Origin of the sequence: Cognataquiflexum nitidum (assembly GCF_022538055.1) — a bacterium.
GTDB classification, from domain to species: Bacteria; Bacteroidota; Bacteroidia; order Cytophagales; family Cyclobacteriaceae; genus Cognataquiflexum; species Cognataquiflexum nitidum.
The window spans coordinates 1-12,388 of sequence record NZ_JAKZAM010000007.1 but is presented as its reverse complement, the minus strand read 5'-3'; the positions used below and the strand labels follow the sequence as shown (position 1 = coordinate 12,388).

The following is a 12,388-nucleotide window of genomic DNA, read 5'->3' as shown; positions in this document are numbered from 1 at the left end:
CAAAATCAAATAAGCTTCATGAAAAAGCACATCATACTCCTTGTCGTTTTCTTCCTTTTCCCAATATTAATATGGGCACAGACCCTGCAATCCCCCGATGGTAATCTGAAATTAAAGTTTGAACTGAAGGAAGGACATCCTACATACCAACTGACTTTCAAAGGAAAGGAAGTCATCAAGCCAAGCAAATTGGGTTTGGAGCTCAAAAACAAGCCTTCGCTTACAGATGGATTCAGCCTGAAAGATTCCAAACTTGACTCCAAGAATGAAACCTGGACTCCGGTCTGGGGAGAGGAAAAAGAGATCCGAAACCATTACAATGAGTTGGCTGTCACCCTAACGCAGCCGGAAACAAGCAGGACTTTGGTCATCAGGTTCCGTCTTTTTGATGATGGTCTAGGCTTCAGGTATGAATTCCCTTCCCAGCCCAATCTCGCACATTTCGTGATCAAGGAAGAAAAAAGCCAGTTTGCAATGACAGGTGACCATACTGCTTTTTGGATTGCGGGAGATTATGACACGCAAGAATATGACTACACCGAATCCAAACTTTCTGAAATCCGTCCTTTGATGGCTTCTGCTGTCACAGCCAATTTGGCGCAAAAGCCCTTTTCCCCTACAGGAATACAGACATCGCTGATGATGAAAACGGACGATGGCCTCTATATCAATCTTCACGAGGCGGCCTTGATCGATTACTCGACCATGCACCTCAACCTCGATGATAAAAATATGGTTTTCGAATCTTGGCTGACACCCGATGTATTGGGGGACAAAGGCTATTTGCAGACCCCAAGTCATTCGCCATGGAGAACCATCATCGTAAGCGATGATGCAAGAAAAATCCTCGCATCAAGGATGACCTACAACCTCAACGAACCATCCAAAATCGAAGACACTTCTTGGATCAAACCCATGAAATATGTTGGTGTTTGGTGGGAAATGATCACCGGGAAAAGTTCTTGGGCATATACAGACGAGTTTCCTGCTGTGAGAATCGGCGAAACTGATTTTTCCAAAGCCAAGCCAAACGGCAAGCATGGTGCGACGACAGCCAATGTTAAAAAATATATCGATTTCGCCGCTGAGCATGGTTTTGATGGTGTTTTGGTGGAAGGATGGAATGTGGGGTGGGAAGATTGGTTTGGCAATTCAAAAGATTTTGTATTTGATTTCCTCACGCCCTATCCTGATTTTGACCTGGTTGGAATCCGGGATTATGCCAAGAGCAAAGGCGTAGAAATGGTCATGCACCACGAAACGTCTTCTTCTGTCAGGAACTACGAAAGGCATATGGATGAGGCCTACAAATTCATGAAGGACAATGGCTACAATTCCGTGAAAAGCGGCTATGTGGGATTTATACTTCCCCGTGGAGAGAATCACTACAGTCAGTGGATTGTCAACCACTACCAATATGCTTTGGAAAAAGCAGCTGACTACAAAATTATGGTCAATGCCCACGAGGCTGTCCGCCCGACGGGGATCGGCCGGACCTACCCCAACCTGATCGGAAATGAATCAGCAAGGGGAACAGAATACCAGGCATTTGGCGGTTCAAAACCAAACCACGTCACCGTTCTTCCATTTACCCGATTGATCGGAGGGCCGATGGACTATACTCCGGGGATTTTTGAAATGGATATCAGCAAAATCAATCCACAGAATAATTCCTGGGTCAACAGTACTTTGGCCAACCAACTTGCACTTTATGTGACCATGTACAGTCCGCTTCAGATGGCTGCTGACTTGCCGGAAAATTACGACAGGTTCCCGGATGCATTTCAGTTTATCAAAGATGTGGCATTGGATTGGGATGAAAGCAAGTACTTGGAAGCAGAACCGGGATATTACCTTACAATTGCAAGGAAAGAAAAGGGGGCTTCGGACTGGTTTGTCGGAAATGTGAACGGAACGAGCGAAAGGGTTTCCAACATCAATTTTGACTTCTTGGATGCAGGCAAAACTTACATTGCGACCATTTATTCAGATGCAAAAGATGCTCACTATAGAAAAAATCCCCAAGCCTACAACATCAGAAAAGTGGTCGTCACCTTCAAATCCAAGCTTTCCCAAATGAGCGCTCCCGGCGGTGGCTATGCCATCAGCATCAAGGAAGCAAGTAAAGAGGAAATAAAGGGGGCGAAGAAGCTTTAAAATATTTTGAGCTGCCTTAATTATTTGGATTATTAACCACAAAGGAACAAAGAATACAAAGTTGAATCAGGTCCTTATGTATTTTTTTTTGTGCTTCATTTAATAATTCCAAGAAAATAAAAATACCGATTCAAAAAATCATAACAGCATTATTCAATCCAATGAGAAGCAAAAAGAATCTTTCTTAGTTACTTTATCCAGATTTACAACCACAAAGGAACAAGGAATATAAAGCCATACATTTCTTTTGTTTTTGTGACTTTGTTATCTTTTGTCTCTTTGTGGTTCGTTTAATATTTCGAAGAAAAGACAATACCGAATCAAAAAATCATAACAGCATTATTCAATCCAATGTGAAGTAAAAAGAATCTTTCTTGGTTACTTTATCCGGATTTACAACCACAAAGGAACAAAGAATACAAAGCCTTACATTTCTTTTGCTTTTGTGACTTTGTTATCTTTGGTCTCTTTGTGGTTCGTTTCCTTTTTTCAAACTTACCTTTAAATAATAAAAATTTAATCTATTTTCTTTCTTATTGAGGCCTTATTTTGTAGTTTTTGAATAAACTATAAGCAAGCCACTTCTCATGATAATTACAAAAACTTATCTAAACAATCTCACCTACAAAATCAATGGTGCAGCTATTGAGGTTCATAAACATTTGGGGCCAGGTCTCTTGGAAAGTGTCTACCATAAATGTCTGGCGCACGAACTTGAGCTTCGAGGAATACAATTTATTTCTGAAATGTCAGTTCCTGTTAATTACAAAGGTTTAGAAATAAGGACTGATTTTAGGTGTGATTTTTTTATAGAAAATATCATAACAGTCGAGCTAAAAGCAGTAGAAAAAATACCCAACATTGATGAAGCTAGGCTTTTAAATTACATGAAACTATTAAAATCCCCTAAAGGAATCATGTTCAATTTCAATGTGATAAACCTCTTTCAGGAATGTCAAAGAACTTACGTAAATAATTTCTTTACGGAATTACCAGAATAATTTTTTCCCAATCTAATCCCAATTTCATATTGATCTTTTTATTCAATCTCCAGAATTTGTGATTAGATTGAATTTAATTTCAAATCAAAGTATTTCTTTCTACCTCCACTGTTATTGATAACAAGCCAAAATGATAAAAAATATTCTTCAATCAGCCCCTTTTCTATTCCTAATTCTGACTACTTCCTGTGATCAGAAAGTACCTGAGGTACAAGAATCTACCAAAGAATTTAACGAACCTCACCGGCCTCAATACCACTTTACACCTGCCGCTAATTGGATGAATGATCCAAATGGCATGGTGTATCTCGATGGGGAATACCATCTGTTTTACCAATATTATCCTGACAGTACAGTTTGGGGACCGATGCATTGGGGACATGCGATTTCCACTGATTTGGTTCATTGGGAGCACCTTCCTGTGGCCATCGAACCCGATTCTTTGGGATATATTTTCTCAGGTTCGGCAGTGATCGACCATGAAAACACGAGCGGATTGGGAACCAAAGAAAATCCTGCCATGGTAGCCATTTATACCTACCATGATCCTGTGGGAGAAAAAGAAAAAAGAATGGATTTCCAGACCCAAGGGATAGCATTCAGCACGGATAAAGGCAGAACCTGGACTAAATACGCCGGGAATCCTGTGTTGAAAAATCCGGGAATCAAAGACTTCCGAGATCCGAAAGTATCTTGGATAAAAGGAGAAGATGGTTCTGGCAAATGGGTCATGGCCTTGGCAGTATTGGACAGGATCAGTTTTTATTCTTCCCCAAACCTGTTGGACTGGACATTGGAAAGTGACTTCAACCCGGATTGGGCGGCTTATGGAGGCGTTTGGGAATGCCCTGATTTGTTCCAATTGAAAGCAGCAGACGGAACTGAAAAGTGGGTTCTGTTTGTCAGCATCAATCCCGGAGGTCCAAACGGCGGCTCCGCAACCCAATATTTTATTGGAGACTTTGATGGAAAAAACTTCTCAGCAGAACATGAAGATGTCAAATGGTTGGACTATGGTGCGGACAATTACGCGGGAGTTACTTGGTCAAATGTACCGGAACAAGACGGTAGAAGGCTTTTTATTGGTTGGATGAGCAATTGGGATTATGCCCAAGTTGTACCAACCCACCCTTGGAGGTCGGCGACTACTTTGCCCAGAAGTCTCGAATTGGTTAAAGTCGGTGATGGCTATCAAGTAGCTTCAAGGCCTGTAGCAGAATTACAAGCCTTAAGAAAATCCACCAAAGAAATCTCGGGTGAATCTGTTAATCTGGAGGAAGAATTGATCGAATTAGAACTTACACCCACCGTCGGAAATGATTTTGAGATGGAACTTTCAAATGAAAAAGGAGAAAAATTGATTTTAAAAAAGTCAGGGGATGGTTTGGTTTTTGACAGAACAGCATCAGGTTTGGTTGATTTCGAAGCAAGATTTGCCAAAGTCCATACCGCTCCGCTCAATGGTTTGGAAGTAAAATCCTTAAGAATCTTTGTTGACCGCTCCTCTGTAGAGATTTTTGTCAATGATGGAGAAATGGTCATGTCAGAATTGGTTTTCCCGACTGAAGCTTACACCAAATTGGATCTGAAAGGATTTGAAAGAGAAAACAACATACATTATCTCAAGTCAATTTGGTAATCAAAAAAGTCTATCGCCTTTGGCAGTGTCTCCACTGCCAAATGTACATATTTAGCCAATGTTCGTGTCATTACGGACATTGGTGAATTTTTTACCAATTCCAGAGTGTTTAATGCCAATATTATTAAATTATTATTCAGAGAATTTCTGAAAACCTTTTCGAAAATCCAAAGGATCACTTTCCCCCTCATAAAAAGTGAATTTTATCCAATTAGCATAAAAATTTTTGATTTTGTAACTGAATCCAGTTACTTTGTGTTGTGTCAAAAAAGGGAAAACTGATCAATAGGTTTTTGAGAATACCTACTGATTTTCATTAAGATGAAATGGTTACTCTCCTAGGTTATTTTGGGTTTATAGAAGTCAAAATAGGAAAAACTTCCGGTTCAAGAGTAAAATTTGAAAATTCGGAAGGAACACCCATTATGCTACATAAACCGCATCCAAATGGAATTATGAAAAAATACCAATTGAAACAATTAAAGGAAATATTAGACTTATGAAATATTTAGAATACAAAGGTTATACAGGAACAATTGAGTACAGTCAAGAAGATAATTTGTTGTTTGGGAAAATATTGGGAATCAAAGCTTTAATTTCCTTTGAAGGTGAAACAGGAAAATTATTGGAAGAAGATTTTCAACTGGCTGTAGATGCTTACTTAGATGATTGTAAGGCATCTGAAATTGAACCCGAAAAACCTTACAAAGGCAGTTTCAATGTGCGAATTCCATCAAACCTTCACCAACAAGCAGCATTAAAGGCAATGGAGTTAAAAACATCTTTGAACAGTTTTGTGGAAGATGCCATCAGGATGCGTGTCTTTAAAGAAGTAAAATGATGGACTATGATTACAGCAAAGGACTCAATGGTTTCGCAAAGCCAATCCTTTCCTTCATTTTCTCTGTGTTCTCAGAGCGCTCTGCGGTAAATTATTTAACCGCAAAAGACGCAATGGCCGCAAAGGGAGAAGTGTAAATTCACAACAGGAGATCACCGAGAACTCAGAGAAAATCGCCGCCAATGTTTGTGTCTCCACAAACATTCCTCATTCTTAATTTCCCCCTTTTCCTCTGAGCGCTCTGTGGTAAATTTTTAAACTGGAAATGACTTAATGATTTAGCAATGGGTTTGGATACTCACCTTCCACAAATTTCTGAATAGGGGCAATACTTACATTTTTCCAAATTATCGGTCTGCGAAAAATGAACTTCAGGATCATACATTTCTTCCAACATAGTCCTCAAACCTGATTCATATTCTGATTGATAATGCCTATAATCGGCAACTTCTACAGCCATTGCTCTTGGCTCTTTTTGTTGAAGATAGGGATTGAAATCCTCCTTGAAAATCTCCTTGAAATTAAAAAGCGCAGGTTTCAGAGGTTTGGAATTTTCAGGATGCATGGCCTGATATAGCAATCCATAATACATGGTCTGCATGGCTGCTTTGTTCCGGTTTTTATCCTCCCGGTCAAATAGACTTTGCACATTGGAAAACACTTTCTTGTCCCCGCCGGATTTATAATCAATCAACCTAATCGTACCCTCTTTCTCATCCACCCTATCAATAAAACCTTTGAGACTGATCTTTTTGATTCCGTTTAAAGTCTTGATTTCAAATTGGGCCTTGTGGGCTTTTTCCATGGATACCAAACGGAAAGGTGCATCTTCCTCATCGATCTCGAGCAAGCGGACCATGTATTTTTGCATCACATCCCGGACAATGGCCATTTGTCCACTGAGTTTGGTATCGGCATTTTCTTCAAGGTGATAAAACTTCCTCACCCCCAGTTCGATCGATGGAAAAACCCAATTTTTCCTCAAATCCTCGAAATCACCTTTTTCAAGTACATCTCTGTTTTTTCTTTTCCTAAATCCATCATAAAGGAATTCCATGCTGTAATGGGCAATATTCCCAAAAACTGCTGCGTCAATCTCTTCTTTTACCTCATCTTTTTCTTGGATGCTGGCGAGGTATTGCAGGTAAAACTTAAGCCTGCAATCCAGATATACGCTCAGAGCGGAAGGTGAAAATGAAGTCTGCGCAAAACCTTCCGCGGAAATCACATATCTATCCAATAGATTGAGCACTTCGGGAGTTTTGGAAATGGAAATGGCATCTGTATTTTTCAAGTCAATGGGTACATAGACGATTTCTTCCTTCATCTCAATTCCCAACTCCACCATCATCTGTTGGATATACCGGCTCTTTTCACCGGCCTTGCCCTGATCGGAAGCAGTCGTATAGATCATATGTACTTCCTCCGCACTATGCAAAAGCCTATAAAAAGTATAGGCATAAATAGCATCATTCTGTTCCTGAACAGGAAGACCAAACGCCTTTCGGATATTAAAAGGAATCATGGAATTGAGCCCGGCTGAAGGAGGAAAACTGTCCTCGTTCATATTGCAAATAATCACACGTCGAAAATCCAGGTTCCTGGATTCCAACACACCCATGACCTGCAATCCCTGCAACGGTTCACCTTCAAAAGGCAATTTCACCTCTCTGAATACTTGTCTGAACAATCGGATAAAAAACTCGCGGTCCACAGGCGTCGATTCCTGCTTTTCAAAAATTTCCCTTAACCTGTTCAACTGCTTGAAGCATTGGTACAAATAGGAGCGCTGCAAGGGTTCATCGGTCAATCTCTCTGCAAGCTGTTCCATCAGGACAGAGAGGTAAGGAAATAGGATTTCACTTTTGAGTTGCTGAAAGATAAGCTGGAACAAAGCGCCACCTTGATGGAGCGTAGACTCAGGAATATAAATTTGATTTTTCTCCTGCATGTCTGCCAAAGTCTTTGCTACAAAAGATTCATTTTCAGACTTGAGGTAAATCGAAGACAGTAGATTTTTGACAGGCTGATGGTAAAATAAAACCTTCCCTTCCTCGACTTTGATAAAGCGCTGCATTTCCAAAACAGCCTCCAGAAAAGCATAGACAGGGGCGTTTTTGATAGGATAGCCCATCGTCACATTGACCTTATCGATTTGACCGGGTAAGGTGTGAAGGATCGGAAACAGCATCTGCTCATCCGGCAAAATCACCACTGTCTCCTCCCAATTTTCATCCTGTCCTCCTTTTTCTAAAATAGACCCAACCAAATTCGCCTGATTGGTTTTGAGTGGAGTGGCATAGGTATGTATTTTGGCTTTTCGGTCTTGGATATGAGTAGGAATTTCCTTTGGAAATGTCGGCCCAAAAATTTTGTCTTTTTGGTATTCTCTAAAGAAGAGACCGGATTCCTGATTGGCATCATCCAAATAATACCCATCGATATCCCAAAAAATCCTGGCCCCAAACTCAGAAATGAAATGCCTGATCAATTTCTCTTCCGTACCTGTAAATGCATTGAACCCGATGAAGATAAAATGCTTTTCAGGCTTTGAAATCTCATCCAATGACTGTGCTACTTTTCGGTACAACTTTCCTGAATAAGCCAATCCTGAAACTTCCAGAGAAGCCTGGTAAGCTTGGTATATTGGACTGAGCATTTGCCAAAACTTCAGAAATTTTTCCTGATGGCTTCTGTCCTGTCTTTCAAAAGAATTCCAGAATTGACGGATCAATTCAATCTGACTGTTGCTCAAAAAGCTAAGGTCAGATTCCAATTCCTTGATTTCTGACAAATGGAGATAGAGTTTTTTGGCATCAGCCATAAACTGATCCAAGTCATTGAAGTCTTTGAGGATCATTTCTCCCCAAAAATAAAACCTGTCAAAAGTCTCAGGTTCAGGATGCAGGCTTTGGTAAACTTTATAAAGCTCAAATATCAAAGTCAGATCATCCGATGGTCGCTGCCCGGCATATTGGTAAAAAACATCCTCAATCGTCTTTACCTCCGGCATCCAAGTCGGCTTCTCTATCAATGCCCCCAAATGTTGTGTAAAGAACAATCCAGCCCGGCGATTGGGCAAAACGATTACCAGATTTTGGAGTTCCTGATATTCTTGAAGAATTGAAGCTGCTGTATTTCTTAAAAAACTATGCATTGATTTTGACTATTTCTCCCGTTTCCAAATAACATATAAATCCTTTGACCGGCTTTGCAGCCAGTTTACCTACCAAGTCCATGTATTCGCGAACCTGCTTTTCATACTTTTCATAGGCTTCACCTGTCTTAAAATCCACGATGAGAGCCTCGGTATCTTTGAGAATAATCCTGTCCGGACGCTTTTGCTTTCCTCCCGGAAGGAGAATTCCCTGCTCGGCCAACAAAACCCCTTCTGTATCAAACCAAGAAGCAAAAATCGGATCCGCAAACAATCCCTGAAGTTGGCTTTCTACTTGTAGACGCTCCTCTTCTGAAATTCTTCCTTCATAGTAAAAGGCCTGCAGGATGGATTGGCATTCAGTCAATGTCCCGGATTTCTCCAAAATCTCATGAACCAACAACCCGAAATTCTGCTTTTTCCGCTGCGCAATTCCTTCTGCAGAAAAATCAACGGCATACTGCTTTACTTTGAGCAGTTCAGACCAATTTTGGTAAGCCCACCGGAGTTGTGGCATATGCTTCTCCTCCTTTTTCTTGGTTTCTGTTTTTGGCCAAGATCCAAAATCAAAGACCTTGGTTTCAGGATCAAAATATTCGGAAAGACTCAACTCCCCAACCTGATCCATAGAATAGCTGAGAATCTGTTGAAGATGTATTTCCAAGTTGTTAAGAGATGGATCCTTCTTTATTTCTTTAAATGGTACCAAACTCCAAATCACTTCCTCAGCCCTGGTCAAAGCCACATAAATCATGTTGAGACTGTCCAGATATGCCAAAGTAGCCTCCTCAGAATAAGTCTCATTGAAATCTGATTTGGCCAATTTGCCATTCAAAGTCAAAGGAATGACTAACGAAAGGTTCTTCTCTCGGTCTTCAAAAGGTGACCAAACCACATTGCCTTTTGATGTATCAAAAATTGTCCAATTCAAAAAGGGCATCAGCACCACTTTGAATTGTAGTCCTTTGGATTTGTGGATGGTGAGGATCCTCATGGCATTATGCCCTTCAGGAATTTTGATAGTGCGCTTTTCTTTGTTTTCTTCCCACCACTCCAAAAATCCTGATAAATCTGCTCGGTTGTTGGCAGTAAAATCATAAACCGCTTCTTTGAAACCCGAGATGTACGCTTTCTCCAATCCATTTTGCTGAAGCTCCAATTCCCCGATCAACTCCTCCACTGCCTCCATCAAAGGCAACTGCAGGAGAATTATCTCCTTCTCTTTGAATGACCTTTCCTTCTTGATCAAGTATTCGGGGGTTTTCTCCAAAGCAAACAAATCATGGTTGACCGCTTCGTTTTTCAGAACGGAATAGTAGTACCACATCGTCTTGAACTGTACCTTGTCTTCCGTTTCGTTTAGGTATTTCAATCCAGCGACCAAAGCTTTGACAGAAGCCGACTTCTGCAGGTACATGGACTCATCCGAGAGTACATCGAAGCTGTAAGGAAGTTCGGGATTTTCTGCTCCAAATCCCATCAAAGTATCTGCGATCGCCACTCCCTGATCTTTCTTTCTGACCAAAAAAGCTATATCACGAAGCTGATACCCCTTATCTTGCAACTCCATCACCATTCGTGGAAGCCGGGAAAGTGCCTGTTCATCAAATTTACCCTCTTCCTCACTTTCCTTGACATCGATAAATTCGAATCGAACTTTTCCTTTTGATTCCAGAATGGCTTTTCGGTCTGAGACCTTTTGATATACATCATGGTATGCCCGGGAAATAATCCCCGCATCACTTGCACTATAGACTCTTTCCACTACTTCTTCAAAAACCTTAGGAAGCTGCTTAAAAAGTGCATTGTTGAAGGCAATGATATTGGGAAGGCTTCTGAAATTGGTATCCAGGTTTTCGTTTCTGACCCTTTGAGCACCGATTTCTGATTCCACTTGCTCAAGCAAAAGCTTCATCTCCCCTCCCCTCCAACGGTAAATCGACTGCTTGACATCTCCTACAAGCAGGTTGGTATTTCCTTGGGAAAGGGAGTTTTCAAGCAATGGTTTGAAACTTGCCCATTGAAATCCGGAGGTGTCCTGAAATTCGTCAATGAGGTAATTCCGGTATTGATTGCCCATTTTTTCATAGATAAAAGGCGCATCGTTTTCTTTGGTGATTTCTTTCAAAAACTCATTGGCATCAGAGATCAACAGGATGCTTTCTTCGTCTTTGAGAAGGGTCAGTTCTTCAAGGAGGTTTCTAAAAATCCCAAAAACAAAAATATTCTTGGATATTGCCTCGATCGTATTCCATTTGGTCAATAGGGTATCAAACTGAGAAAGAATCAGGTTCAAGCCTTGATGGTAAGCACTTTCGATCCGCTCCATATTCGGATCTTTTTTCTTGTACCACTTATCAGGGTTGTCGATTTTGTCCACCTGCGTCGGACTCAATTCAGGGACAAGACAGTATCTGTCTCCCAAAAGATCAAACTTTTTGGCAAAAGAATTCCCGGCACCGGTAAAATCAGTCCATTCTAATCCATTGTTGATTCGGATTTGGTTGGCTTCTTCCTTGAGTTCCTTTGTTACCTTTATGAGTTCCGCTTTCCTTTCGCGGGTAAAAGCATTCAGGTTTTTGATGTTTTCTTTTTCCTTCAAAAACTCCCTGATCTCATTCCCATACTTCTTGAAATCTTCCTGAAAGATCTGTCTTCCTAGTTCTTTTATATTTTTCCGGATATCCCAGGATTTGCCGTTTTGGATTTGCTCGACAGCATAATCCACGAGCCATTTGTGCAAAAACTCATCGTCCATCACTTTTGCCACCACCCTGTCTACTACGCGGTCTAGAACTGCATCCTGATCCATTTCTACCTCAAACTTTGCATTGAGATCCATTTCCCTGGCAAATGAGCGGACAACTTTCTGGAAAAAACTATCTATCGTACTGACAGAAAACCTCCCGTAATCATGCAGTATAGCTGTCAGGACTTTAGTGGCACGGGATTTCAGTTCGTCTTCACCGACTTTCAAACCGTCCAATAATTCCCTATCCATTTTTTGGTCAGGCTGTACAGTATGTTTCAGCCTTTTGAGTTCTTTGATGATTCTCTCCTTCATTTCGGCAGTTGCTTTATTTGTAAAAGTCACCGCCAAGATGGATTTGAAACTGTCAGGAAATTTTAAGGCCAATTTGAGGTATTCCATGGTCAGAGTATATGTCTTACCCGACCCTGCAGAGGATTTGTAAATGATAAAGTTTTTGTCTTCCATTTTCAAAAATCAAGATAGACAAAACAAGTAGAATTTAGGAGGATAAAAAAACTATTGACAGATAATGTCGCATTAATTGAAAGATCGAATTTCTCTTTATGAAACCTCAATCTTTCTATCAATTTCTTGAAATCAAAACATAAGCATTATCATGAATGCTATCAACAATAGAGATTTTGCAAAACTTCACGAAATCAATCATTCAATTTTCAGTGTATTTATTGCAAAAAAAATAGCCCTTAAAGAGAGTTTTCGGAACAAGACAGTTAATCAAATATTAATAAAAACCCGTGTTTTAACCCGAATTATGCATTAGAATATGTAAATGGGAGGCTTAGGTTGGAGATTTGAGAGAATATTCCATCCATCCAAGGCC

General features: G+C 40.5%; 7 protein-coding genes. 5 read left to right on the top strand and 2 right to left on the bottom strand.

Annotated elements, in window-relative coordinates:
- Positions 1 to 18: 18 nt before the first annotated feature.
- From MMU07_RS06225 to MMU07_RS06205, 5 genes are all read left to right on the top strand, one after another.
- Complete coding sequence (locus MMU07_RS06225; protein WP_241124982.1) at positions 19 to 2,157, top strand: glycoside hydrolase family 97 protein; 2,139 nt, start codon at positions 19 to 21, stop codon at positions 2,155 to 2,157.
- A gap of 587 nt (positions 2,158 to 2,744) precedes the next feature.
- Positions 2,745 to 3,158, top strand: a complete 414-nt coding sequence (locus MMU07_RS06220; protein WP_241124981.1) for a GxxExxY protein — start codon at positions 2,745 to 2,747, stop codon at positions 3,156 to 3,158.
- Positions 3,159 to 3,288: 130 nt separating this feature from the next.
- The gene (locus MMU07_RS06215) at positions 3,289 to 4,797 is read left to right on the top strand and encodes a glycoside hydrolase family 32 protein (RefSeq protein WP_241124980.1); all 1,509 of its coding nucleotides are present in this window, start codon (positions 3,289 to 3,291) and stop codon (positions 4,795 to 4,797) included.
- Positions 4,798 to 5,123: 326 nt separating this feature from the next.
- A complete protein-coding gene (locus tag MMU07_RS06210; protein ID WP_241124979.1) occupies positions 5,124 to 5,300 on the top strand; it encodes a type II toxin-antitoxin system HicA family toxin in 177 nt (58 codons plus the stop codon).
- A complete protein-coding gene (locus MMU07_RS06205) occupies positions 5,297 to 5,638 on the top strand; it encodes a type II toxin-antitoxin system HicB family antitoxin (protein ID WP_241124978.1) in 342 nt (113 codons plus the stop codon). Before MMU07_RS06210 ends, MMU07_RS06205 begins: the two co-directional genes overlap by 4 nt.
- 298 nt (positions 5,639 to 5,936) lie before the next feature.
- On the opposite strand, the gene MMU07_RS06200 is transcribed toward MMU07_RS06205, so the two are convergent.
- Together MMU07_RS06200 and MMU07_RS06195 are read right to left on the bottom strand one after the other, a co-directional pair.
- Positions 5,937 to 8,795 carry a PD-(D/E)XK nuclease family protein gene (locus tag MMU07_RS06200; protein ID WP_241124977.1) on the bottom strand — a complete coding sequence of 953 codons (2,859 nt, stop codon included), beginning with the start codon at positions 8,793 to 8,795 and terminating at the stop codon, positions 5,937 to 5,939.
- The gene (locus MMU07_RS06195; protein WP_241124976.1) at positions 8,788 to 12,012 is read right to left on the bottom strand and encodes a UvrD-helicase domain-containing protein; all 3,225 of its coding nucleotides are present in this window, start codon (positions 12,010 to 12,012) and stop codon (positions 8,788 to 8,790) included. The genes MMU07_RS06200 and MMU07_RS06195 overlap by 8 nt, the downstream gene beginning before the upstream one ends.
- Positions 12,013 to 12,388 lie beyond the last annotated feature (376 nt).

Coding starts and splice junctions, on each gene's coding strand:
- MMU07_RS06225 (WP_241124982.1), top strand. CDS start 19: ATGAAAAAGCACATCATACTCCTTGTCGTTTTCTTCCTTTTCCCAATA.
- MMU07_RS06220 (WP_241124981.1), top strand. CDS start 2,745: ATGATAATTACAAAAACTTATCTAAACAATCTCACCTACAAAATCAAT.
- MMU07_RS06215 (WP_241124980.1), top strand. CDS start 3,289: ATGATAAAAAATATTCTTCAATCAGCCCCTTTTCTATTCCTAATTCTG.
- MMU07_RS06210 (WP_241124979.1), top strand. CDS start 5,124: ATGGTTACTCTCCTAGGTTATTTTGGGTTTATAGAAGTCAAAATAGGA.
- MMU07_RS06205 (WP_241124978.1), top strand. CDS start 5,297: ATGAAATATTTAGAATACAAAGGTTATACAGGAACAATTGAGTACAGT.
- MMU07_RS06200 (WP_241124977.1), bottom strand. CDS start 8,795: ATGCATAGTTTTTTAAGAAATACAGCAGCTTCAATTCTTCAAGAATAT.
- MMU07_RS06195 (WP_241124976.1), bottom strand. CDS start 12,012: ATGGAAGACAAAAACTTTATCATTTACAAATCCTCTGCAGGGTCGGGT.